The sequence below is a fragment of the Micromonospora sp. NBC_01699 genome, assembly GCF_036250065.1.
Taxonomy (GTDB): Bacteria; Actinomycetota; Actinomycetes; order Mycobacteriales; family Micromonosporaceae; genus Micromonospora_G.
In genome coordinates, this window is record NZ_CP109199.1 from 6,182,906 (window position 1) to 6,207,611 (window position 24,706).

Below are 24,706 nucleotides of genomic sequence, written 5' to 3' on the forward strand. Positions count from 1 at the left end.
TCAGCGGCCGTCGCCCTCGACCGCGCGCGGTGCCGCCCCGGCACCCGCACCTGCACCTGCACCCGCACGGAGGATCTGTTCCAGCAGGGCGGCCACGGCGGGGTCGTCGAGCCGGGTCGAGCCGGTGATCTCGATTTCGATCTCGCCGCTGCGCAGCCGGACCGACCGCGCGTTGACCCGGCCGATGTACGCGACGGCGACCTGGGCGAGGGCCCCGATGGTGGCGGCCGAGAAGACGCCGCTGACCACGAGCATGCCGAGTTCCCACACCTGGGGTGACTTGCCGGAGCCCACGGCGGTCGAGCGGGCGGGCTCGACCCGCAACCCGCGGACGGTACGGAGGTCCTCGGCGAGCCCGTGCGCGAGGGCGTCGAGGCGTTCGGCCGCGATGGGTGTGTGCGGTTCGATCGCGACGGCGACCTCGGACATCGAAACCTCCCACGGTTCGTACGCGTCTACATTCAACACCAGTCGGGCTCGTCCGTTCGGGTGACGTATGCCGGTTCGGCCGGTGCCCCCGGCGACGACGCCGATCAAACTTTTGCAGCCGCGAGCAAAAGTTACGGCGATCGGCTCGAAAGACGTAGAGATTTCGACAGTGGTCGATTACTGTGACGCCAACATCAGCGTGACGTATCGGCGAAGTACATCGTCGGCGTGGGTGGCCTCCGAGTCGGTGTCTCCGGGCCATCCGTCGACAGCGTCGCGTGAGGACCGTCCCGTCCCACCACGCCCAGGAGACACCATGGACAGACGATGGCTTCGCCATGCCCTCGCAGTCGCCTCCCTCACCCTGCTCCTGCCCGCCACCCTGCCGTCCCCCGCGACGGCGAGCCCGAGCCGCGCCGCCGGCCCGGTCTCCGCGCTCGCCGTACCGCCGCAGGAACCCGGCGTCACACTGCGCGTCTTCGACGTACAGGTGCCGCTGGAGGAGATCTGCGTACTCAAGCCGGGGCAGACCCCGAACGTCGACAGGCTGATGCCGACGATCAACTGGACCACCACCGCGGACTTCGGCGGGATCGCCGACAACTTCGTCACCCAGGTGATCGGCAATATCAACATCACCCAGCCGGGGGCGTACAACTTCCGCCTCTACAGCGACGACGGGTCACGGCTGACCATCGACAACACGGTGGTCATCGACCACGACGGCCTGCACGGCGCCAACCCGCCGGTGGACGGCACGGTCACCCTCACCGCGGGCTACCACTCGCTGCGCATCGACCACTTCGAACGCGGCGCCGACCAGCAGATCACCCTGCACTGGCAGCCGCCGGGCGCCTCGTCGTACGTGTTGGTGCCCAACTCGGCGCTCAGCACCGACTCGGGCGTCGTACGGGTGACCGCCCCCGGCCAGAAGCAGTGTGAGGCGAGCACCGACACCCCGGGCGACGGGCTGCCGCTGACCGGTGTGCACCCGAGCTACAACCTGACCAACCTGCGCCCGAACGGCTTCCAGCCGCAGGTGACCGGGATGGACTTCTTCCCCGACGGCCGGCTGGCGATCACCACCTGGGGCGGCACCGACAACCTGCTCGGCGAGGTCTGGATCCTGGGCAACACGACCGGCAACACCGGCCCCGGCCAGGTGACCACCCAGCGGGTGGCGAGCGGGCTGCGCGAGCCGCAGGGCATCAAGATCGTGGACGGCAAGATCTACGTGTCGGAGAAGCACCGGCTGACCGAGCTGAACGACACCAACGGCGACGGGGTGACCGACAACTACCGTACGGTCGCCACCTGGCCGTTCGGCGGCAACTTCCACGAGTTCGGCTTCGGTCTGCTCTACCAGGACGGGTTCTTCTACCTCAACCTCTCCGTCTCGATCAACCTGGGCGGCAACACCACCGACCCGCAGCCGGCCCCGAACCGGGGCACCACCATCAAGGTGAACCGGACCACCGGCGCGGTGTCGTACGTCGCGGGCGGTCTGCGTACGCCGCACGGCATCGGCTGGGGTCCGGAGGGCGGCATCTTCGTCACCGACAACCAGGGCGGCTGGCTCCCGTCGTCGAAGCTGTTGCACGTCAAGCAGGACCGGTTCTTCAACCACTACATGAACCCGGCCGGCCCGTTCGACAACCGGCCGGCGACCGCACCGGTGCTGTGGATGCCGCAGAACGAGATCGCCAACTCGCCGAGCACCCCGGTCTACCTGAACAACGGCACCTTCGCCGGCCAGATGCTGATCTCCGACGTCACGTACGGCGGGATTCAGCGGGCGTACCTGGAGAAGGTCAACGGTGAGTACCAGGGCGCCCTGTTCCGGCTGACCCAGGGTCTGGAGGCCGGTGTGACCGAGCTGACCCAGGGGCCGGACGGCGCGATCTACGCCGGCGGCCTGGGTGCGGGCGGCAACTGGGGCCAGGAGGGCAAGCTCAGCTACGGCTTGCAGAAGCTGACGCCGAACGCGACGAGCACGTTCGACATGCTGGCGATGCGGGCGACGGCCACCGGCTTCGAGGTGGAGTACACCCAGCCCCTGTCGGCGGCGACCGCGGCGGCGCTGGCCACCTCGTACAAGGTGCAGCAGTGGCGCTACGTCCCGACCGCCGCGTACGGCGGCCCGAAGGTCGACCTCCAGACGCTGTCGGTCGCGTCGGCGAACCTGTCGGCGGACGGCAAGAAGGTGACCCTGGTCATCAATGGTCTCCAGCCCGGTCGGGTGGTCTACCTCCGATCGCCCCAGCCGTTCACCTCGAACACCGGCCAGTCGCTGTGGAGCACCGAGGCGTGGTACACCCTGAATAACATCCCCGGCACCACCGCCCAGACGAACCTGGCGCTGGGTAGGCCGGCCACCGCCGACTCCTCGTGCAAGGCCGACGAGGGTCCGGCGAAGGCGGTCAACGGCAGCGTCACCGGCGGTGTGCTGGACAAGTGGTGCTCGACCGGCACCGGCAAGTGGCTCCAGGTCGACCTGGGCCAGACCCAGTCGGTGAACCGCCTGGTGGTGCAGCACGCCGGGGCCGGTGGCGAACAGACCACCTGGAACACCCGCGACTTCACGCTCGCGACCAGCACGAACGGCACCACGTGGTCGACCGTCGCCACGGTCACCGGCAACACCGCCTCGACCACCACCCACAACATCACCCCGGTCCAGGCCCGATACGTCCGGGTCAACATCACCGCGGGCGAGCAGGCCGGCAACACCGCCCGGATCTACGAATTCGAGGCGTACGGCGCCGCCGCACCGCCGCCGGCCACGAACCTGGCCCTGGGCAGGCCGGTGACCGCCGACTCCTCGTGCAACGCCGACGAGGGCCCGACGAAGGCGGTCAACGGCAGCGTCACCGGCGGCGGCACCGACAAGTGGTGCTCGCTGGGCGCGTCGAAGTGGCTCCAGGTCGACCTGGGCCAGAGCCAGACGGTGAGCCGCCTCGTGGTCGCGCACGCCGGCGCCGGGGCTGAAAACACCGCCTGGAACACCCGCGACTTCACGCTCGCGACCAGCACGAACGGCACCACCTGGACAACCGCCGCCACGGTCACCGGCAACACCGCCTCGACCACCACCCACAACATCACCCCGGTCCAGGCCCGATACGTCCGGCTGAACATCACCGCGCCGACCAGCACCACCGACAACGCGGCCCGGATCTACGAATTCGAGGCGTACGGCACCGCCGCACCGCCGCCGACCCGGATCAACCTGTTCGACGGCACGAACCTGTCGAACTGGGAACACACCAACGGCGCGGCGGCGACATGGCCGGTGGCGAACGGTTCGGCCGAGGTGCTCGGCGGGGACCTGCGGACCAAGCAGAGCTTCGGCGACTTCAAGCTGCACGCCGAGTTCTGGATCCCGAACCTGCCGCCGGAGGTGACCGGTCAGGCGCGCGGCAACAGCGGCATCTACCTCCAGGACCGGTACGAGTTGCAGGTGCTGGACTCGTTCGGCGACACCACCCCGGCCGACAACGAGTGCGGCGGTTTCTACCAGAAGCGGGCCCCGGACAGTAACCGGGCGACCGCGCCGGAGACCTGGCAGACGTACGAGATCACGTTCCGGGCGGCCCGCTGGAACGGTGCCACCAAGACCGAGAACGCCCGGGTGACCGTGGTCTGGAACGGCGTCACCGTGCACAACAACGTCGAGATCAACGGGTCGACCGGTGGCGGTGCCGCCGAGAGCCCGGCGATCGGCCCGATCAAACTCCAGGACCACGGCGACGCAGGCGCCAACGTCCGTTACCGCAACATCTGGATCGAGCCTCAGAGCTGAGGCCGGAACAGCGGCGCGGGGCCAACGTCGTCCCCGCGCCGCCACCCCCTCCCACTCCCTTGATCATTGGGCTCTCAGGCACGTGGCACGCTGACGGCAGCGTGCCTCAGTGCCTAACGATCATGGGTGCCGCTCCGGCCGTGCCCGGTCGCGGCGGCATCAGTCGCGGCGGCTTCGGGGGCGAGGGGATAGAGTGGGCGCGCGTCGTTGGTCGTCGGCTGTCCGGGGCGTACGACTCACACCGTTGACAGTGTGCACGGGCAGCCGACGATCACGTGCGAGGCGGCTGACGACTTCGCCGCACGGCACCGGCGTCCGGGATCTGCTCGGACAGCCCGACACACATTGACGATTGTCAGGTTCGGACCTTCCGATGGGTTCCGTGGCGGGTTCGACCACCGACCGGGGCTCGTCGGCCAACCGGAAGGACAATCGTGAGCCGATCCGACGACGCACCGATCAACCGACGAACAGTTCTCCGTACGGGCGCCCTGCTCGGCCTGGGTGCCGGCGCCCTGCTCGGCACGGGTGCCGCCGAGGCGGGAACCCCGTCGACCGGCGGCATCCCGCGCACCGACCCGACCGGGGCGTACGGCGACGCGCCGTCCCGCGAGGTCGCCCTCCGGTCGGGTCAACCCGCCACCGCCTCCGGGCTGTACGTGGACCAGTCCCCCGGCCTCACCCCGGCGAGCACGGCCTTCGACCCGAAGGCGCGTCCGGAGCAGGGCGTCAACGTGACCCGGCGACTGTCGTTCCGCAACAACTACGGTCCCCGGATCCAGTTCGTCATCGCCTACTACAGCCCGGTCACCTGTTCCGCCTGGGGACAGTGGGGAACCCGAGGTTGGTGGATCCTCGACGCCGGGCAGTCCGCCCTGGTCCTCATCACCGATGTCCGTACGGCGTACTTCTTCGCCGAGGCGGCGGACGGCGCCTTCTGGGCCGGCTCGGACCCGACCATGTTCGCGCCCGGTTTCGCCTTCGACTCGTGCATCTGGAGCCAGCGCATCGGCGACCGTCACCTGGGCCTGCGCGGCGTGGACATCAGCGCGGAGAACTACACGGTGAACCTGGTCCCCTGAGGCGACCGCCGCGACGGACCCTCGGATCCCCTGCTGCACGTACGCGGCCAGCGGCGTGCAGCAGGTCGCGGACCGGCCCGGAGGGTCGCCTCCCGGTCGGTCAGCCGGCGGTGCGCTCGGCCATCAGGCCGCTGGCACGCACCCGGGTCGCCCAGGTGAGTTGGGGGCAGCCGTCGGGTGTGCACTGCCGGCAGGTGCCGGGTTGCCAGGGGTTGCTGCCGGGCTGGTGTTGCTGCCAGGTCAGGTCGGCGGAGGTACGGATAACGCCAGCGTTGATCGGCTCCAGGTTGCGGCTCATGGCCCTGACACTCCACTCCTTTTAGTGACGATCGCGCTACCGTCGATCAAATCTGGTGCGGACGGTCCTGGGAACCGTCCGGGTGGACCAACGTGAGTGTCCTTCGGGTATCAGATCGACCACCATCGCGCCCAGCGGCATCGCGAGATCGATTCCGTCGGTCCGATAGGCGGGTACGCCACGGCGGGGCCACCACCGCCGGCACACCGGGACCAGCCCCGGCCGCCCCCGACGCCACACCACCCGACCCAGCCACAGCCGTCGACCCGATCCGCCCCGACCCGGTCCGACCCGACCCGACCCGACCCACATTCAACTCCACCACTGCTCGACGGTAGCCCATAACATCGAAGCACATCTTATTAAGTTAGTCACCAGGGCAGCCGTGATCCCGCATGAACCAACACCTCGTCGTACTTCGATTTGGTTACCATCGTAAGTATTTCGCCGTTCACATTCGTTCCGCTCGCTACGGTAACCTTGGCGACGACACGTGAGCGGGACGGATCGACCAGGTCTACCTGCTCAGCGCCACACGGGCAGGATCACTGCAAATTGCACCGGGCGACCCGTGCTCGTATCCGCCGACGTTCGGGATCACGCGTTCGGCGATGAATTCGCCGGAGCGGAAAATACCCGTACGAAATCACCGAGATCACGGAATATTCCGCGCGCAATGAGATCCCGGTCGGGATATTCTGCACGCAACTCGGGAGTCAAGTCCGCGTCACCGCCGGCGACCCCGCTCCCCCGCCGACCGACCCGTCCGGTGTACGGAATCCGCCACAACCGATTTCGCGCCACGATCCCGGACACTTCCCCGCTTCTCACCGTCCGTCACCGCCACGCGACTGTCAGCCGTCGGCACTGCCGTTGTCGGGGTCCGCCGCCGGCCTCATTGTTGGACTGGAGGCGGGTGGCCCGGAGGAGGCCCGACATGGCACGCGTACGCATCGGCAGGCCCTCGGCCCGCACCGTGACGATCATGACCGCGCCGCTGCTGGTCTTCGTCCTCGGCACCGCCTACCTGGTCGGGCTGACCGCGGGTCTGTCCACCACCACCGATCCGCCGCCCGCCGCGTCCTCGGCGACGCCGAGCGAACAGTCCACCCCGGACGGGCAGCCCACAGCGCCGACGGACGCCACCCCGTCCACGGCCAAGACCACCACCCGACAGGTGGTACCGAGCAGGACGACGAAGCGCCCTCCCCCGCCCCGGCCGCCGATCGAATCGATCAACGTCGGCGGGGTCCAACTCGACGGCGGGAATCGGGACCAGCACTGCAAAACCTTCACCCACAACAGCCAGTTCTCCATCCCCGTCCGGGTCACCGATATCAGGATCGTCAACGGACCACCGTTCATGACCGTCGACCACAACCGGTGCCGCGGACTGGAATACGCCCCGTGCCTCAACGCCACACTTCCACCGGGCGGGACGAGGTGCGTCATCGCGGCGGGTGTGAAGCCCGGCGGCCCGACGCTCACAGACGGCTTCGGCGCGTCACACACCGGCAAGGTGGAACTGACGTTGCGGGCGACCTGCACGTCGAAGGCGGGAACGCCGTGCAGCCTGATCACGCGACACACGCCGACCCCGGCCAACCCGGTCGAGGTGACCTGGGAGGACCGGGACGTGAACAACCACGGAGACAGGTTGATAACGATCACGGTGGTCGAGGACGCACCCGCGACGCCGGACACCGGATCGCCCCCGTCGTCCGAGGGCCCGTGACCTCCCCCGACCGGGCCGCCGACCCGGTGCCGCCCGACGACGCCACCCCGCAGGCGTATGCCGCCCCGCAGGCCCATACCGCCCCGCAGGCGCACGCCGCCCCACAGGCCCACGTCGCCCCGCAGGCGCACGCCGGCCTGGAGCGGGTCGGCGGGATCACCGAACGCGTCGTGCTGGTCGCCAACTTCGTCGCGCCGGTCACCGTGCTCACGTCACTGCTGCTCTACTTCGGGTACGCCGGCACCCGCGCCAGGATGCAGTATTTCGGCGTCTACCTCGACCTGGCCAACCTCTCCAACCTGGACCTGGCGCTCTACGGGCTGGAGGTGCTCTTCTTCCCCGCCGCGATGATCTTCATGGCCCTCTTCCTCGGGGCCGCCGCGCACGGCGTGATCACCTGGCTGCTGAGTGCCCCGGAGCGGGACACCCTCAGCCTGTCGATCGCCGCCCTGATGGCAACGGTCGGCGTGCTGGGCGTCGGCCGGGCGCTGGTCGGGCTGCTCTCGGCGAACGTGTCCCGCGCCGAGTTTCCCGGCACCACCCCGCTCACCATGGCGTTCGGCCCGGCCCTGGTCGCGTACGGGGCGTGGATCGGTTGGCGGGTGTCGCGCCGGCAGCCGGCCGGACGGCCGAGCCGGATCCTGCGCCTGCTCGACTGGTTCGGCGGCGTACCCGCGAGGCAGATCCGCCGGGTCGCGTTGACCGGTGTCGGCGGGTTGCTGGTCGCCGGGCTGTTCTGGGCGGCGAACAACTTCGCCTGGGCGTACGGCGCCGGCCGGGCGTACGACGATGCCCTCAATCTGCCCGACCGCCCGCAGGTGTGGGTCGACACCCGGGAGCGCCTGATCGACCCGCCGCCGGGGGTGACCGAGACCCTGTTGCCCGGTGCCCCCGCATCCCCGGCGGCCGTCGACATTCCGGACCGACCCGCCTTCCAGTACCGCTACGGCGGCCTCCGGCTGCTGCTCGAAGCGGACGGCCGGCTCTACCTGGTGCCGGGCGAGTGGACCGAACAGGGCCGCACGATAGTGCTCCCACACGACACCGACGTACGCCTCCAGCTCGTACCGTGACGCCCGCCGCCCGAACGGCCACGTGTTGGCCGACTCGTCCTGACCTTGTGCTCGCCGCGTCAGCCCACCTTGAACCATCAATACCCAAGGCAGAGGAACGCTTACCGCCACATGCGGCGGTGCCGCAAGACCGGATTACTCGGACGACGACGAATCGACCCGCCGGGCACTCCTTCGAGAGAGCACCATCGTGGTTTACTTCACATAAGTTCGAGATTCATGGAAAGGATCATCGTGTCTTACGAGGCAACCCTCGAAAAACTCGGTTACGAGATCGAACCAGCCGATCTTGATAATGGAAAGTTCCTGCAAGCGGTCCGAGCCGGCGACCTGATCTTTACCTCCGGACAGATTTCCGCCTGGGGTGGCAGCGAGATCAAAGGTAAGGTGGGAGCGGACGTATCCGTCGAGGAAGCGTACGAGGCGGCCCGATACTGCGCGTTGAACAACCTCCGCGCGATCAAGGCGTTGACAGGTTCGCTAAACCAGGTCCACCGGATCGTCAAGGTGCTCGGCATGGTCAACACGGCGCCCGGCTTCGACAATACCCCGGCCGTCATCAATGGCTGCACCGACCTGCTCCGGGAGGCGTTCGGCGACGCCGGACAACACAGCAGGAGTGCGGTGGGGATGGTGGTGCCGTTCAACTGGGCGGTCGAGATCGAGATGGTCGTACAGGTCCGGTGAGCTCGCGTGAGGTCCCGATGAGGAAGCAGACTTTTTTCACGACAGAGGCGCCGCCGCCGGCGGCCTCCTACTCCCAGGCAGTCCGCAAGGGCAACATGTTGGCAATCGCGGGTCAAGTGGGCACCGTCCCGGCTACCGGCGCACTCGCCGGTCCGGACATCGCTACCCAGGCACGGCAGACACTACGCAATCTCCAGGCGGTGCTGACCAGTGCGAACGCGTCATTCGATGACATTATCATGGTGCGCGTCTATCTGACCTCGGCAGAGCTCTTCGGTCCATTCAACGAGATCTACGCGGAATTCGTACCCGAGTCGCCACCCAGTCGCACCACCGTGTTCGTCGGACTCGGTCCGGGAATGTTGATCGAAATCGACGCGCTTGCGGTGCTGGACGACTGAGCAGGGCCGAGATCGATCGGCGGTGGGGGCACGGCAGGCTCTATATCCAACTCACGTTTGATATACGCCCGACGGCAACCATTGGAGCGTTATGAGCTTGACGCGACGAGAAAAAGTGAGCAGTCCTCCGCCGGCGATCGAGGAACAGATCGACACGATGATCGCAGCGCTGCGCCGCCGAGCGAAGCGCACGTACGCGGTCGCTCTGGCCCTGCGGACCATCATCGCGGCCTGTTCGTTCTTTGCAATTCTTCCGGACAGTGCGCTGTTCCAGATTCCGAACTATGCGCAGGCGTACGGTATCTCCACCACGGTCGCCGGCGGCATCGGTGCGGTGGCGTTCATCCTCGCGTCGAGCCTGCGCCTCGTTGACACGATCAATTCCTGCAACGAGAGTATCGCTTACCTCCAGGAACGCTCTATATATCTCCTCACCTGCGACGGTCTCTCCAGGCAGATCGCGGAGAAGGAGATCCGCAGGGAGATGGTCGCCCGCGAGGCAAGTCTCCAGAAAGACGTCTTCGCTGGCCTCGACAGGTCGTTGGATCGATAGGAAACCGACGGTGCTTGCTTGTGTCGGAGTTCTCGGTAGCCCACTGAATACGCCCGTGGTCGACGAGATACGGGCAATCACCAGCGCGTCTACGCTGCCCGTCTTCGACGGTAGCCTGCTGTTCTTCAGCATTCCGCGCTACGAACTGGGCTTCGATGCGATCTGCGACGTGATAAGGCGCCATCCCACACATCGCTACATATTCACGCTGGGCGACTTCAACGAGGGTGAACGACCGGCGTTCTACGATCTCTACACCAGGTTCGCCATCGGTTCCCAGGGCGCACCCGGCGAGATTCTCATGTGCGCGCAGACATACGCCCGGTCGGTGGGCAGCTTTCGACTATTTCCGATCATGGACTATCATCCACTGGTCACCGGCGTCATGATCGGCTCCGGTATGTTGGAGACGAAATTCGGGCGGATGGAGAACTCGACTCTCTGGTATTCGTCGCGAAACGTCACCTACGTTGACCCACACCAACGCTTCCACGGGATGACGAGCCGCTCCGAGTTGAACTTCTGGTACTCGGCGGCCGGCTTCATCTACCTGGCGCACCAGGCGGCCCTCATCCGTGGGTTCAATGCCCGGTCCCGCCGCATCGTGGTGTATTCGAGGCTCGATCTCGGCACCGCGCTCTTTCTGAAGCTAATCTTCACCTTCGAGGCCATCGGAGTACATCTCGTCTTTGTCTACGAGGAGGACCTGGCCAAATTCTCGGATGCGAACCTGGCCGCGCCGGTGGAGATTTTTTCGCGCTCAGGTGACTACTCGTTGCTTATGATCGATGGCGTCTCATACTATAGCGACAAAGCTGAAGTGGCGCTACGGATCAGTGAAGCCCAAGCCGACCTTGTCCAGACTCGGGGGGTCTACCAGTCGGTCGAGCAGTTCATGACGGCCTTCGATAGATACGTGGTGAACTCCGATCGACAGGAATGGCGGCGCCGAGCCGGGACGGCGCGCGACCTGTTCCAGAAGTTCAGCGGCCGCCCGATCTCCGAGCAGCAGGTGATCCTGGAAACGTACGTCGAGCGCTGGAGGAGCCTATGAAAGACGTCGTGATCGCAGGCTGGTCCAATCTCCGTCCAGATCAGTTGCAACAGGTCGCGCGGCGGTGCCGGCTGACCCTCACACCCGACTCCGCGCTCGAAGCCATGCGCAATGCCGAGATCCTGGTGCTCGGACAGGCCATCCCGGTGACGACGAGTCTCCTGCGTGACCTGCCCGACCTGCGCATGGTCATCGCCGGATCGTCGACCGTCGAGCATATCGACATCGCCGCCTGCGCCGAGGCGGACGTCAACGTCAGATGGTTCCCCGGCTACTGCGCCAAGGCAGTGGCCGAACACACCCTCACCTGCATTCTGATGGGGCTGACCCAGGTCCTCCCGGCGGTGGACAACGTCCGCCGAGGTTCCTGGGACAGTTTCGGCTTCCCCGCCCGTGAGTTCTCCGGTCGAATGGTCGCGGTGATCGGCTTCGGTGCGACCGGTCGTATCGTGCATGACCTGTGTGCGGTGCTCGGGTTTGTCACCCGCGCGATCACGGCGGAGACCGGCGAGCAGGAGCGCGCCGAGACACTGTCCGCCGCAGACGTGATCACATTGCACGCCGACATCAACAGCACGAGTCGCAGGTTGCTCGGCCGGCGAGAGATGGACATGTTGCGCGACGACGTGGTCATCGTGAACACGGCAGAGGGCTCGCTGCTCGACGAGTTCGCCCTGGTCGACTTCCTCACCGGGAACCCTCGGGCGAGCGCGCTGCTCGATGTGTGCGAGGTCGAGCCGCTCGTCCCCGACCACCCGTTCCGTGGCCTGTCGAACCTTGTTGTCACCCCGCACGTCGCCTGGAACTCCGAGGAGTCCGACGCCTACCTCGCGGATCAGGTCTATGTGGCGCTGATGAACGCCATCGACAACGGGTGGACCACGCCGGACGGACAGACCGGAGTTCGACTGCTCACGGAGCTGTCCACCGACGCCCGTCGGCACGACGGGAAATGCTAGTGGCAGTGTTTTACGACCCGGACGAGTCCGAGTTCTACGGCAGGTGCGCGGAGCGATTTCTCGATCGGGACGTCAGATCCGGTCATGTCGTGGAGCTGGGGGCGGGCAATGCCGAGGCTATCTGCACCGCGCTGGAGCGTAGTCGGTTCGACGGTCTGGTCCATGGCTACGAGATCAGCGAGGATTCCGTGACGGTCGGTCGTAGCAATATCGCCGTCCGGGGGCTCGAACATCGGTACCGTGTCCGCCACGGCGACTTCTTCGCGTTCACGGAGGAGCAGCTCGCGGTGCCCTTCATGATGACCAATCCGCCTTATCTGACGTGTCCGGTCGGCGATCCGGCCTTCCCCCATCTCGCCGCCGGTCCCACCGGCACCGCGGTCAGCGACCGTGTCCTGTCGGCACACTTCACGGGGATACTCATGATGGTGTCGTCGTACGCGAATCCATTACACACTCTGGCGCTGGCACGGCGGCACGGCTACATCATGGTCGACTGGAGGGTGCAGCGCCTGACGATGGGCCGCTACTCGGCCGCGCCCACCGTCCAGCAGGGCATCCGACTACTTGCCGAACAGGGGCGCGCGTTCGTTTCCGGCGATCGTTACCTGCTGGCCGGCGTCGTCTGGCACCGCTCCAGCAATCACGTCGCAGACCGATCCCACGAGTTGGCGACGGCCCTGCGGGCGTTCGACGCGCAACGGTCGGCCAGACTGCCGTCCTGACGGGTTCAGGTGTGGTCGTCAGGATGGATCCAGTAGCTCGTCAAGATCAGCCTGTGCCGGTCGCGAAGCGGCGTCGCCCGGTGCAGCCCGCGCCCGTCGAAGACGATCGCCGTACCGGCCTTCCCGACGCAGAGGAGATCCTCGAATCCGTAGTCCGCCTTCAACTGTCGAACCTCGTGCGGCCAGAACGAACCGAGGAAGTACAGGTCGGTGTCACGCCCGGCGTATCCATTTTCCGCGGTCCGGTACCAGCGAAATATCCGGTACTCCGCCCAGCGGCGCCAGAAGCCACGATGACTTCCCCGGAGATAGATCATCGGCGCGTTTTCCTCGGTGACGTCGTCGACGAACAGGAACACCTTGGTACGGTGCTTCCAGGTGTCCATATGGTAATTCGTCTCGAAAGTCGGGAAGTCTCCTCTCTCTTTCTTCAGGCCGATGGTGCGACGGAGCGGGTACGCCTGTTTCGAGAGTTGTCCCCTGACGACGTCCTTGACCAGCTGATTCTCGAAGAACGGCGCGAATGCCGGTATCCGGTCCGCGTCAAGGTACATCAACGACCGGTCGCCCTCCGGGGAGAGCGTCATCGCCTCAATTGGCGGCATTGCCTGACGGATCTGTTCCAGATTCTCTTCGGAGAGTAGGCCCTCAAGTACGACGATGCCGTCCCGCTGGAGCGTCCGTACCGCCTCGGCGGCCCGCCCGGTTGGTGTCTCTCGACGCAGACGACGATAGTACCGTCGGCGCTTCCACAGGAAGGGGAACACCGACAGAAGCCCGAACAGATGATCGAAAGCATAGTTGCTCGGCGATGTCATGATCGCCTTCCGTCATCGCAGAGATCGTAATCTGTGAATATTATTGCGTGGTGTGCGATGAATCGCAACAAGGGGTGAGCAATTGATGGCAGTGCCGGTCACGTTCGGGGTCGAGGAGGAGTTTTTCCTCGTTGATCCCCACACTTTCGAGGTCGTGCCGCGGGCGGCGGAGGTCCGCGCGGCAGTGCCGCCCAGACTGCGGCAGTACATCCACTTTGAACTGTTATCTTCGCAAATCGAGATTGCCACGTCGGCATGCTCCCGCGCGGTGGAGCTGAGAGACGCATTGTCCGAACTGCGTACGGCGCTGACGGCCGCGGCAGCCTCCGTCGGTTGCCGGGTGTTGGCCGCGGGGACCGCCCCGCTTCCCTGTGCGCAGCTACCACCGCTGGCGGGCGACGGTCGCTACGCGCACATCGCCGACCGATTCGGGGCGCTGACCCAGATCCAGGGCGTCTGCGCCTGTCACGTGCACGTGGGGGTCGAAAATCCCGACCGGGCGGTGGCGGTCGGCAACCTCCTGCGCACGCAACTGCCGCTGTTGCTGGCGATCAGCGGTAACTCACCATTCGCCGATGGCCGGGACACCGGCTACGCGAGCTGGCGATCGGTCCTGGTCGACCGCTGGCCGACCGGAGGTGCCCCACCGTGGCTGGGCTCGGCTGCCGAATTCGACGCCCTGACGAGTGCGATCACCGCCACCGGGGCGATGCTCGACCCGGGAATGCTCTACTGGTACGTCCGCCCGTCGCCGAGTCATCCGACGGTGGAGACCCGAATCAGTGACGTGTGCCTGACGGTCGACGACACGATGCTGCTGGCGCTGCTCGTACGGGCATCGGTGCTGAGCGGTATGCGGGCTCCGTTGACACACGACCACGTACTGCGGGGGGCGATCTGGCGCGCGGCGCGCGGCGGGTTCGACGAGCCGATGTTCGACATCCGGCACGAGACCGAGGTTTCGCCCGGCGAGGCGCTGCTCGCGCTCGTCGACGCGTTGACGCCCACGCTCGACAGGCTCGGTGATCTGGCCGAGGTCCATCGGCTGGTGGCGCTGGTGCGGAAGCACGGTGCCGGTGCCAGCAGGCAGCGACGCGAGTACGCCAGTGCTGCGAGCCTGCGTGCGGTGTCCGCGTATGTCGCCGAGCAGACAACGGCTGGCATCTGACCGTCCGGGACGGCCGGTGTTGGTGGGCGCGGCAGGTTTCGAACCTGCGACCCCTCGCTTGTAAGGCGAGTGCTCTCCCACTGAGCTACGCGCCCGGAACGCACCTACCTGCGGCGTCCGGCGGCGGCAAGCTTACCCTGCCGCCTCGTTCCGGGTCATCCTGAGTCGGTGAGATCCCGGGGCAGAGATCTTGGAAGCTCCCCACACCCCCACGGAGGGGAACTTCCAAGATCACGCTGAGAGCCTGGTCAGGCGGTGGCCGAGGTTAGCGCCTTGCGCCAGCCTGCCTGGTCACGGGCTTCGCCGGGTTCGTTCATCTCGGCGAAGCGGACCACGCCCGCCCTGTCGATCACGAAGGTGCCCCGGTTGGCGTACCCCTTGACGTCGTTGAAGACGTCGTACGCTCGGGCCACCTCGCCGTGTGGCCAGAAGTCGGCCAGGAGCGGGAACTCGTAGCCCTGCTCGATGGACCAGACCTTGTGGCTGTAGACCGAGTCGACGCTGACGGTCAACAACTGGACGTTGTCGTTGACGTACTCGTCGAGGTTGTCGCGTGCCTCGGACAGCTCGCCCTGGCAGGTGCCGGTGAAGGCCAGCGGGTAGAAGACCAGCAGCACGGTACGCCGTCCCCGGAAGTCCGAGAGGCGTACCTCCTGGTTGTTCTGGTCCTTCAGCACGAAGTCGGGCGCCTCGACGCCTTCCTCGATCGGCATGTGTCGGCTCCTGTCACGGTGGCACATGGTGTAACCGAGCGCCGGCCCGCCGACCGGCACTCCGTAACTCCGCGGGCGGGTTCTACTTCTTCACTTTGGCTCCCCGGCGCAGGACCAGCCGGGCCCCGCTCCAGTCCTTGCCGGCGTTGATCGTGGAGGTCTGCTGGAGGCCGGCGGTAGGTGCCGACTCACTGACCTCACTGGGCTCGACGTGGCCGTCACGTCCGGCCTTGGGCGTCAACAGCCACACCACGCCGTTGTCGGCCAGTGGGCCGAGGGCATCCACGAGAAGCTCGAAAAGGTCGCCGTCGCCGTCCCGGTACCAGACCAGTACGGCGTCCACCACCTCGTCGGTGTCCTCGTCGACCAGCTCCCCGCAGCGGTCGGTCAGGGCGTCACGGAGTTCCTGGTCGACATCCTCGTCGTAACCCATCTCCATGACGACCATGCCCGGCTCGATGCCGAACCGGTCCGCCAGGCTCCGTACTCCGTCGGCGGCCTGACCAGCGGTCGCGCTCACTGTCGCGTGCCTCCTCATCTCAGCTACACCCCGGCACCAGTCGGTGCCGATAGGGCAAAGTCCACACAGTTGTGCCGCCCGGCGCAAGTGGCGCACCGAGTGGATGCGAATTTACCGTGCCAGCAGCGTACGGGCACCCTGGGTAATGGCATCTTCGGACACCAGCACCTCGCGCGCAGCCGGACCTAATGGTACAAACGAGTCAATCGACGCAACGCGCCGCACAACACCCACATATCCAGCATCCACCAGGCCGGCGACCACCCCCTCGCCGACCCCGCCGGACCGGCGTGTCTCGTCCACGACCAGCACCCGACCAGTGGCGGAAGCCTCCCGGAAGATGTCCGCGACCGGCAACGGGGCCAACCAGCGCAGGTCCACCACCCGCGTCCCGATGCCCTCCTGTGCCAGCCGGGAGGCGGCACGCAGAGACATACGCACACCGTTACCGAATGTGATGATCGTGATGTCCTCGGCCGAGCCCACGCCGTAGACCCTGGCCCGACCGATCGGCACGTGCCCGCCGGCCCAACCACCCGGTCCCAGGTAGGGCGCCAGCCACTCGTCGTCGCCCTCGGCGTACAGGTCCCTGGTGTGGTAGAGGGCGATCGGCTCCAGGAACACGCACACTGTCCCGTCCACCGCCGCACTGGCCAGGCACGAGCGCAGCATCGGCGCGGCGTCGTCGGGCCGCGACGGCACCGCGAGCACAAGACCGGGAACATCCCGGAGTACGGCAACCGAGTTGTCGTTGTGGAAGTGCCCGCCGAACCCCTCCTGGTACGCCAGCCCCGCCACGCGTACCACCATCGGGTTGCGGTAGGCCCCCTTCGAGAAGAACTGCATGGTGGCGGCCTCGCCGCGCAACTGGTCCTCGGCGTTGTGCAGGTACGCCAGGTACTGGATCTCCGGCACCGGCAGCATCCCGCCCAGCCCGGCACCCAGCCCCAACCCGAGCACACTCGTCTCGTCGAGCAACGTGTCGAAGACCCTGGAGGCGCCGAAGCGGTCCCGCAGGCCCTTCGTCACCCCGTACACCCCGCCCTTGGCCGCGACGTCCTCGCCGAAGACGGTCATCGCCGGGTAGTCGAGCATCCCGTCCGCCAACGCGGCGTTGATGGTCTGGGCCAGGGTGAGCGGTCCCGCCTGCTCCGGCAGCTTGTCACCGAAGGCGGCCGATCGTGCCCCGGCCCCCGGCCCCGCCGCCCAGGCCCCCGCCTCCGCGACCGTACGGGACACCCTTACCGGACGCCGTGGGGCGAGCGGGGCGACGATGTCGGCGGCGGAGGACAGCTTGGCCTCGCCGAGCACCTCCTCGGCGACCTTGCGCACCTGCCAGCCGACCGCGTCGTACCGCGCGATCACCTGCTCCGGCGTGGCCAGCCCGGCCTCCACGATCAGCCTCGCGGTGCCGATCAGCGGGTCCCGCCCCAGGTCCCGCTGCACCTCACCCACCGGCCGGTACGCCACCTCGGCGTCCGCCCCGGCGTGTCCCATCAGCCGCACCGTGGACAGGTGCAGGATGGCGGGGCGCCGGTGCCGACGTACCCATGTTGCTGCCTCGCTCGCCACGTCGTACGTCTGGGTGAGGTCGCAGCCATCGGCGGAGAAGTAGCGGATGCCGGGCTTCGCGGACAGCGCGGCGGCCACCCAGCCGTCCGGTGACCGGACGCTGATCCCGAGCCCGTTGTCCTCGCACACAAAAAGGACCGGAATGCGCAGGCCGGTGTGGTCGCACCAGCCGGCTGTGTTGAACGCGGCGGTGGCGCTGGCATGGTTCACCGAGGCGTCGCCGAACGAGCAGACCACTATCGCGTCCGCCGGCCAGTTCGCCCGCGACTCCGCGGCAACGGAACGGGCGTCGGTGAGCCGGGACGAGTTGCCGGCCCGGTGCCGGGCGGCGGGGCCGGCGGCGGTCCGGCGCTGACGTTCGATGGCGAAGCCGACACCGACCGCCCGGGGCAGGTGCGAGGCGATAGTGGAGGTGGTCGGGATGATGTCGAGCGCGGCGTTGCCGAAGACCTTGTGCCGGCCGCCGGCGATCGGCTCCTGCACCGAGGCGACGATCCCGCGCAACACGTCCCGAGCCGCGTTCGCGATCGGGTCACCACCGCCGGCAACCCCCTCCGGCCTGCTGAGAGCGTCCTCGGGGCGCTCGTTCCCAGCGTCGCTACCCGAGGGTACGGCGACCGCCTGAGCCGTCCTCGCCGCGTAGAAGGCGCCGGAGCGATAGTGCAGCAGGGCCGGGTCGGTGGCGCGTACGGCAGCCGCCACGGCGGCGTTGCCCTCGTGCCCGGCGGAACCGATCGTGTAGAAACCCTCACCGAAGCTGCGCAGCCAGCGCGCGGCGAGGTCGAGGTGCCGACTGGTGAGCTGGGCGTCGAACAGCTCCAGGGCACGGGCGCCGGTGAGCGTGGCGCCATCGCGGACCGGCCCGTCGGCCGAGCGCACCGGGGTCGGTACGACCAGACCGCCGACCGCCTCCCGGAACCGATCGTCGAGATCTTGAGGGGTGGTCACGTCGGACAGCATTACCGACTTCTGCCACACCTGACCACTCAGACACGATCCTGGCGCTGCCGATGTGGCCCGTCGATCAGCCCAGCGGCGGCTCGGCCGGGCAGCCGCCGTCGGAAACCTTCCACATCAGGGTGCGCAGGGTGGCCAACTCGTCGACGCTGAGTCCGGCCAGCAGTCGGGAGTCCGACATGACCTGACCGACCCGCTCCCGTACCCGTCGACCCTCGTCGGTGACCACAAGGGTGCGCAGCCGGCGGTCGGCCGGGTCGACCTGGCGGCGTACCAGGCCGAGACGTTCCAGCTTGTCCACCAGCATGGTGATGTTCGACGGGTCGCAGTCGAGCCGTTCGGCCAGGTCACGGGCGGGCAACGGCCGATCCGGATCGAGCTCGTGCAGCGCGTTCGCCACCGCCGGCGTCAGCCCCAGCTCGGCCAGATCCACATCCATGAAGTGCCGCATCGCCCCCGCCACATGCATGATCCGACGCACCACCTCCCCCGCCACCCCACCCTCGCCCGCCACCCCACCCTCGCCGCCCAACCCACCCTCGCCGCCCAACCCACCCCTGACCGGCACGGCAACACCGCTCGGGTCCCTGATCTGCCCCATACCGCAGGACGCTACCCGCGCCCCCACCCCTCCCCTCCCCACCTGCCCCTCCGCACCCCTCTCCCCCTCCCCTCTCCCCCTCCCTCCCCCTCCCCTCCCCCCCCTCTCCCCGTGGATCTAGGGCAAATGGTGGTGATTGGAGATCAACAAGCACGTATTTGCCCTAGATCGACGGGGAGAGGGGCGGGGCACGCGGGGGGAGGGGTAAGGGGGAGGGGAGGGGGATGTCACCTTGTGTTTGGGTGGGGGACATTGATCTGGTTCGGGGTGTGAACCGGGGGTCGGGAGGGTGCGGGGGTCCGTGTTTTCCGGATCCTGGGGAGCTTTGCATGTCTGTTTCTCGACGTACGCTGCTGATCGGTGGGGCGGCGGTTGGTGCCGTCGGGGCCGTGGGCGGGTTGCCTGCGGCTGCCGGGGCGACACCCGCCCGGCCGCTGCGGGAGGACCCGTTCACGCTCGGGGTGGCCTCCGGGGACCCCGACCACGAGGGCTTCGTGCTCTGGACCCGGCTCGCCCCGCAGCCGCTCGCCGAGGACGGGCTCGGCGGGATGCCGGCCCGGACCGTGCCGGTCCGCTGGGAACTCGCCGCCGACGAGCGGTTCCGCCGGGTCGTACGCGCGGGCACCGTGCTCGCCCGCCCCGAATCGGCGCACAGTGTCCACGTCGAACTCGACGGACTGGCGGCCGGACGCGAATACTTCTACCGCTTCCACGTCGAGCGGTACAGCTCGCCGGTCGGCCGGACCCGGACCGCCCCGTCGCCGTGGAGCATCGGTGGCGCCCTGTCGATGGCCTTCGTCTCCTGCTCGCAGTACGAGCACGGCTACTTCACCGCGTACAAGCGTCTCGCCGAGACGGATCCGGACCTGATTCTGCACCTCGGCGACTACCAGTACGAGTACGCGCCGGACACGTACAACATCCCCGGCGGGAACCCGCGCGACCACGAGGGGCCGGAGACCCGCACGCTGGCCAACTACCGGCAGCGGCACGCCCAGTACAAGACCGACCCCGATCTTCAGGCCGCTCACCTGGTGGCGCCGTGGCTGGTGGTCTTCGACGACCACGAGGTGGAGAACAACTGGGCCGACGACGTGCCCGAGGCGGCCGACCCGGAGTTCCCGTCCCGGCGGGCGGCGGCGTTCAAGGCGTACTACGAGAACATGCCGCTGCGGCGTACGTCGATCCCGCGCGGCATCGACATGCAGCTCTACCGGCGGGTGCAGTGGGGGCGGCTGGCCACGTTCCACATGCTCGACACCCGGCAGTACCGGGACGACCAGGGCTGCGGCGACGGCTACAAGGACTGCCCGGCGGCGGTCGACCCGGCCCGTTCGATCACCGGCGCCGCCCAGGAGCGGTGGCTGCTCGACGGGTTCCGCCGCTCGTCGGCCCGCTGGGACATTCTCGGCCAGCAGGTCTTCTTCGCCCAGCGGGACAACGACGCCGGCCCGGCGACGGTGACCAGCATGGACTCCTGGGACGGGTACGTCGCCTCGCGTGATCGGATCACCCGCGGCTGGCTCGCCGCCGGCGTACGCAACCCGGTGGTGCTCACCGGCGACGTGCACGCCCACTGGGCCAGCGACCTGAAGCTGGACTACGCCGACCCGACCTCACGTACGGTCGGCACCGAGTTGGTCTGCTCGTCCATCACGTCGGGCGGGAACGGCGCCGACTCGGTCCCGTCGGACCACCCGATGCTCGGGATCAACCCGCACCTTCGGTTCTACAACAACCAGCGCGGCTTCGTCCGTACGAAGATCACCAACGACCAGCTCAAGGCCGACTTCGAGGTGCTCCCGTACGTCACCACCCCCGACGCTCCCGCCTACACCCGCGCCTCCTTCGTCATAGAGGACCGCGTCCCCGGCCTCCACCAGACCTACACCCGCCCCCTCACCCCGTAACCCCTCCCGCCCCGATCCCACTGATCCAGAGAAAGAGTGGTTATCCCGCCCCGGATAACCACTCTTTCTCTACAAGAGTGCGGTCTCGGGGTTCTTGTGGTGTGCGGAGTTGTGGGGGCGCGGGGAGCAGGGAGGGGCGGGGGGGCGGTCAGGCGGGGAGGAAGCTGAAGCGGACCTGGCGGGTGGGGTTGTCGCCGTTGGGGTCGACCAGGCAGATGGACTGCCAGGTGCCCAGGGCCAGTTGGCCGGCGAGGACCGGGATGGTCGCGTACGGGGGCACGAAGGCGGGCATGACGTGATCTCGGCCGTGGCCGGGTGAGCCGTGCCGGTGGCGCCACCGGTCGTCGGTCGGCAGCAGGTCGTCCAGGGCGCTGAGCAGGTCGTCATCGGAGCCGGAGCCGGTCTCGATGATCGCCAGCCCGGCGGTGGCGTGCGGTACGAAGACGTGCAGCAGGCCGTCGCCCTGGCCGTCGACGAACCGCTGGGCCTCCCGGGTGATGTCCCGGACCACGGGACGGGAGCCGGTCCGGACAGTGATGACTTCGGTGCGCATGGGGGACAGTCTGCCCGAGCGGTCGGTTACGGTCCGTTCCTCCCGTGAACCGGGTGGTTTCCCGCTCCACCGTCGGTTAGCCGACAAACATGTTGCCGCCAAGTTACCGGGCGGTACGTGTGTCGAGTGTCGCGTCTGCGGCCACTAGGCGTGACGGAACCGGGCATGAGGGGGCAGGATGGCGCCAGAGACTAATCCCACACACAACCAAGGGAACGCCTGTGGCCACGGAACGCAAGCGCCCGGTAATCAGCGACGGCCTGCCGAGCCAGCTTCCGGACATCGACCCTGAAGAGACCAGCGAATGGGTCGAGTCGCTTGACGGAGTCATCGACGAGCGGGGCGCCAAACGCGCCCGTTATGTCATGCTCCGTCTGCTGGAGCGCGCGAGAGAGCGCCAGGTCGGGGTACCGCCGCTGACCACCACCGACTACATCAACACCATCCCCCCCGAGCGGGAGCCCTGGTTCCCCGGCGACGAGCACGTCGAGCGCCGGATCCGGGCGTACATCCGGTGGAACGCGGCGATGCTCGTGCACCGCGCGCAGCGGCCGGAGATCGGCGTCGGCGGACACATCTCGACCTACGCCAGCTCGGCTTCGCTCTACGAGGTGGGCTTCAACCACTTCTTCCGCGGCAAGAACCACCCCGGTGGCGGCGACCACATCTTCTACCAGGGCCACGGCTCCCCCGGTATGTACGCGCGCGCGTACCTGGAGGGGCGGCTCTCGGAGCACCAGCTCGACGGGTTCCGGCAGGAGTTGTCGCATCCGGGTGGCGGCCTGCCGTCGTACCCGCACCCGCGGCTGATGCCGGACTTCTGGGAGTTCCCGACCGTCTCCATGGGGCTCGGCGGGATGAACGCCATCTACCAGGCCCGGTTCAACCGGTACCTGCACAACCGTGGCATCAAGGACACGTCCGACCAGCACGTGTGGGCGTTCCTCGGCGACGGCGAGATGGACGAGCCGGAGTCGCTCGGCGCGATCGGCGTGGCCGCCCGCGAGGAGCTGGACAACCTCACCTTCGTGATCAACTGCAACCTCCAGCGGCTGGACGGCCCGGTCCGCGGTAACGGCAAGGTCATGCAGGAGCTGGAGTCGTTCTTCCGGGGCGCCGGCTGGAACGTGATCAAGGTTGTCTGGGGCCGGGAGTGGGACCCGCTGCTCGCCGCCGACACCGACGGCGCGCTGGTCAACCTGATGAACACCACGCCGGACGGCGACTACCAGACGTACAAGGCCGAGTCCGGCGCGTACGTCCGGGAGCACTTCTTCGGTCGCGACCAGCGCACCCGCAAGCTCGTCGAGGGCATGAGCGACGACGAGATCTGGAACCTCAAGCGGGGCGGGCACGACTACCGCAAGCTGTACGCGGCGTACAAGGCGGCGACCGAGCACACCGGTCAGCCGACGGTGATCCTGGCCAAGACGATCAAGGGCTGGACGCTCGGCTCGCACTTCGAGGGCCGTAACGCCACGCACCAGATGAAGAAGCTGACGCTGGACGACCTGAAGTCATTCCGCGACCGCCTCTACCTGGACATCCCGGACAGCGCGCTGGAGAGCAACCCGTACCTGCCGCCGTACTACCACCCGGGTGAGTCCTCCGAGGAGCTGGCGTACCTGCGCGAGCGCCGGCAACAGCTCGGTGGTTACCTGCCGTCGCGCCGGACCGCGCACAAGGCGCTGGCGATTCCCGGCCCGGAGCGGTTCGCCGACGTCAAGCGGGGCTCGGGCAAGCAGAAGATCGCCACCACGATGGCCTTCGTCCGGCTGCTCAAGGACGTGATGAAGGACCGCGAGTTCGGCAAGCGGTGGGTGCCGATCATCCCGGACGAGGCCCGTACCTTCGGTATGGACTCGCTCTTCCCGACCCAGAAGATCTACTCGCCGCACGGGCAGAAGTACACCTCGGTCGACCGGGAGCTGTTCCTGTCCTACAAGGAGTCGACCAGCGGGCAGATCCTGCACGAGGGGATCAACGAGGCCGGTTCGGTGGCCTCGTTCACCGCCGCCGGGTCGGCGTACGCGACCCACGACGAGCCGATGATCCCGCTGTACATCTTCTATTCGATGTTCGGCTTCCAGCGCACCGGTGACGCGTTCTGGGCCGCCGCCGACCAGATGGCGCGCGGTTTCGTGCTCGGCGCCACGGCCGGACGGACCACGCTCAACGGTGAGGGTCTCCAGCACGAGGACGGCCACTCGCACCTGATCGCCGCGACCAACCCGGCCGTCGTCGCGTACGACCCGGCGTTCGCGTTCGAGATGGCGCACATCCTGGAGAACGGCCTGCACCGGATGTACGGCGAGGACCCGGAGAACGTCTTCTACTACCTCACCGTCTACAACGAGCCGATCCTCCAGCCGGCCGAGCCCGCCGACGTCGACGTGGAGGGGCTGCTCAAGGGCATCTACCGCTACGCGCCGGCACCGTCGGTCTCGAACTCCGGCGGCGGCGAGACGCCGCGGGCCAACATCCTGGCCTCGGGTACGGGCGTGCAGTGGGCCCTGAAGGCACAGCAGTTGCTGGCCCAGGACTGGGGTGTGGCCGCCGACGTCTGGTCGGTCACCTCCTGGACCGAGCTGCGCCGGGACGCGGTGCAGGCCGAGGAGCACAACCTGCTCAACCCGGGCGGCGAGCAGCGGGTGCCGTACATCGCGCAGAAGCTCGCCGACGCGCCCGGTCCGGTGGTCGCGGTCAGCGACTGGATGCGGGCCGTGCCGGACCTGATCTCGCGGTGGATTCCGGGCGACTACACCTCGCTCGGCACCGACGGGTTCGGTCTGTCCGACACCCGGCACGCCCTGCGCCGGCACTTCCACGTCGACGCCGAGTCGATCACCGTGGCGGCGCTGCGGCAGCTCGCGCTGCGCAAGGTAGTACCGGCCGAGGTACCGGCCGAGGCAGCCGCGAAGTACGCGATCGGCGACATCTCGGCGGCTCCGGTCGGCGAGACCGGCGGCGACTCCTGATCGGATAGTCCCGGGTACGCATCGAGCGCGGGCCCGTCCACCGGCTGGTTCTCCAGCCCGGTCGGACGGGCCCCGTGTCGTCTCCCGGCCGGCCGCGACAGGACTGGCGAACGCACGG

21 protein-coding genes and 1 tRNA gene are annotated in these 24,706 nt (G+C 67.8%); 13 read left to right on the forward strand and 9 right to left on the reverse strand.

Annotation, left to right across the window (positions count from 1 at the left end; all coding sequences use genetic code 11):
* Entirely contained in the window at nt 1–429 is a 429-nt protein-coding gene (locus tag OG792_RS25075; protein ID WP_329102862.1) for a hypothetical protein, read from the reverse strand.
* 316 nt (nt 430–745) lie between these two features.
* On the opposite strand from OG792_RS25075, the gene OG792_RS25080 reads away from it, so the two are divergent.
* Both OG792_RS25080 and OG792_RS25085 read left to right on the forward strand, forming a co-directional pair.
* Nucleotides 746–4,231 (forward strand): family 16 glycoside hydrolase, encoded by a 3,486-nt coding sequence (locus tag OG792_RS25080; protein WP_329102864.1) that lies wholly within the window; start codon nt 746–748, stop codon nt 4,229–4,231.
* A gap of 434 nt (nt 4,232–4,665) precedes the next feature.
* Nucleotides 4,666–5,313 carry a DUF1036 domain-containing protein gene (locus OG792_RS25085; RefSeq protein WP_329102866.1) on the forward strand — a complete coding sequence of 216 codons (648 nt, stop codon included), beginning with the start codon at nt 4,666–4,668 and terminating at the stop codon, nt 5,311–5,313.
* Nucleotides 5,314–5,413: 100 nt separating this feature from the next.
* On the opposite strand, the gene OG792_RS25090 is transcribed toward OG792_RS25085, so the two are convergent.
* Nucleotides 5,414–5,611, reverse strand: coding sequence for a hypothetical protein (locus OG792_RS25090; RefSeq protein WP_329102867.1), 198 nt, complete (start codon nt 5,609–5,611; stop codon nt 5,414–5,416).
* A 937-nt stretch (nt 5,612–6,548) separates the two neighbouring features.
* On the opposite strand from OG792_RS25090, the gene OG792_RS25095 reads away from it, so the two are divergent.
* The 8 genes from OG792_RS25095 (at nt 6,549) to OG792_RS25130 (ending at nt 12,798) form a co-directional block, all read left to right on the forward strand.
* On the forward strand, nt 6,549–7,346 hold the full coding sequence (locus OG792_RS25095) for a hypothetical protein (protein ID WP_329102869.1): 798 nt from the start codon (nt 6,549–6,551) through the stop codon (nt 7,344–7,346).
* A complete protein-coding gene (locus OG792_RS25100) occupies nt 7,343–8,419 on the forward strand; it encodes a hypothetical protein (protein WP_329102871.1) in 1,077 nt (358 codons plus the stop codon). The genes OG792_RS25095 and OG792_RS25100 overlap by 4 nt, the downstream gene beginning before the upstream one ends.
* 219 nt (nt 8,420–8,638) lie before the next feature.
* Nucleotides 8,639–9,106 (forward strand): RidA family protein, encoded by a 468-nt coding sequence (locus OG792_RS25105; RefSeq protein ID WP_329102873.1) that lies wholly within the window; start codon nt 8,639–8,641, stop codon nt 9,104–9,106.
* Nucleotides 9,107–9,123: 17 nt separating this feature from the next.
* A complete protein-coding gene (locus OG792_RS25110; protein ID WP_329102875.1) occupies nt 9,124–9,507 on the forward strand; it encodes a RidA family protein in 384 nt (127 codons plus the stop codon).
* Nucleotides 9,508–9,622: 115 nt separating this feature from the next.
* Entirely contained in the window at nt 9,623–10,060 is a 438-nt protein-coding gene (locus OG792_RS25115; RefSeq protein ID WP_329102877.1) for a hypothetical protein, read from the forward strand.
* 55 nt (nt 10,061–10,115) lie between these two features.
* The gene (locus OG792_RS25120; RefSeq protein WP_329102879.1) at nt 10,116–11,114 is read left to right on the forward strand and encodes a hypothetical protein; all 999 of its coding nucleotides are present in this window, start codon (nt 10,116–10,118) and stop codon (nt 11,112–11,114) included.
* The gene (locus OG792_RS25125) at nt 11,000–12,073 is read left to right on the forward strand and encodes an NAD(P)-dependent oxidoreductase (RefSeq protein ID WP_329102881.1); all 1,074 of its coding nucleotides are present in this window, start codon (nt 11,000–11,002) and stop codon (nt 12,071–12,073) included. The genes OG792_RS25120 and OG792_RS25125 overlap by 115 nt, the downstream gene beginning before the upstream one ends.
* Entirely contained in the window at nt 12,073–12,798 is a 726-nt protein-coding gene (locus tag OG792_RS25130) for a methyltransferase domain-containing protein (protein ID WP_329102883.1), read from the forward strand. Before OG792_RS25125 ends, OG792_RS25130 begins: the two co-directional genes overlap by 1 nt.
* Before the next feature lie 5 nt (nt 12,799–12,803).
* Here OG792_RS25130 and OG792_RS25135 read toward each other — a convergent pair whose 3' ends face one another.
* Nucleotides 12,804–13,616, reverse strand: coding sequence for a phytanoyl-CoA dioxygenase family protein (locus tag OG792_RS25135; protein WP_329102885.1), 813 nt, complete (start codon nt 13,614–13,616; stop codon nt 12,804–12,806).
* Between the two features lie 85 nt (nt 13,617–13,701).
* Between OG792_RS25135 and OG792_RS25140 the strand changes: the two genes are divergently transcribed.
* Nucleotides 13,702–14,784: a carboxylate-amine ligase gene (locus OG792_RS25140; protein WP_329102886.1), complete on the forward strand. Its 1,083-nt coding sequence runs from the start codon at nt 13,702–13,704 to the stop codon at nt 14,782–14,784.
* A gap of 20 nt (nt 14,785–14,804) precedes the next feature.
* On the opposite strand, the gene OG792_RS25145 is transcribed toward OG792_RS25140, so the two are convergent.
* From OG792_RS25145 to OG792_RS25165, 5 genes are all read right to left on the reverse strand, one after another.
* A tRNA-Val gene (locus OG792_RS25145) sits at nt 14,805–14,879 on the reverse strand.
* A 153-nt stretch (nt 14,880–15,032) separates the two neighbouring features.
* Nucleotides 15,033–15,497 carry a peroxiredoxin gene (locus OG792_RS25150; RefSeq protein WP_329102888.1) on the reverse strand — a complete coding sequence of 155 codons (465 nt, stop codon included), beginning with the start codon at nt 15,495–15,497 and terminating at the stop codon, nt 15,033–15,035.
* Between the two features lie 82 nt (nt 15,498–15,579).
* A complete protein-coding gene (locus OG792_RS25155) occupies nt 15,580–16,017 on the reverse strand; it encodes a DUF3052 domain-containing protein (RefSeq protein ID WP_326556520.1) in 438 nt (145 codons plus the stop codon).
* Nucleotides 16,018–16,128: 111 nt separating this feature from the next.
* Entirely contained in the window at nt 16,129–18,486 is a 2,358-nt protein-coding gene (locus OG792_RS25160) for a transketolase C-terminal domain-containing protein (protein ID WP_442932498.1), read from the reverse strand.
* A gap of 127 nt (nt 18,487–18,613) precedes the next feature.
* Nucleotides 18,614–19,015, reverse strand: a complete 402-nt coding sequence (locus OG792_RS25165; protein WP_329111420.1) for a MarR family winged helix-turn-helix transcriptional regulator — start codon at nt 19,013–19,015, stop codon at nt 18,614–18,616.
* A 461-nt stretch (nt 19,016–19,476) separates the two neighbouring features.
* On the opposite strand from OG792_RS25165, the gene OG792_RS25170 reads away from it, so the two are divergent.
* Complete coding sequence (locus tag OG792_RS25170) at nt 19,477–21,057, forward strand: alkaline phosphatase D family protein (RefSeq protein WP_329102894.1); 1,581 nt, start codon at nt 19,477–19,479, stop codon at nt 21,055–21,057.
* 148 nt (nt 21,058–21,205) lie between these two features.
* Here the strand turns inward: OG792_RS25170 and OG792_RS25175 are convergent, their stop codons facing one another.
* The gene (locus OG792_RS25175) at nt 21,206–21,610 is read right to left on the reverse strand and encodes a YjbQ family protein (RefSeq protein ID WP_329102895.1); all 405 of its coding nucleotides are present in this window, start codon (nt 21,608–21,610) and stop codon (nt 21,206–21,208) included.
* Between the two features lie 221 nt (nt 21,611–21,831).
* Between OG792_RS25175 and aceE the strand changes: the two genes are divergently transcribed.
* Nucleotides 21,832–24,588: a pyruvate dehydrogenase (acetyl-transferring), homodimeric type gene (gene aceE / locus OG792_RS25180; RefSeq protein WP_329102897.1), complete on the forward strand. Its 2,757-nt coding sequence runs from the start codon at nt 21,832–21,834 to the stop codon at nt 24,586–24,588.
* Nucleotides 24,589–24,706 lie beyond the last annotated feature (118 nt).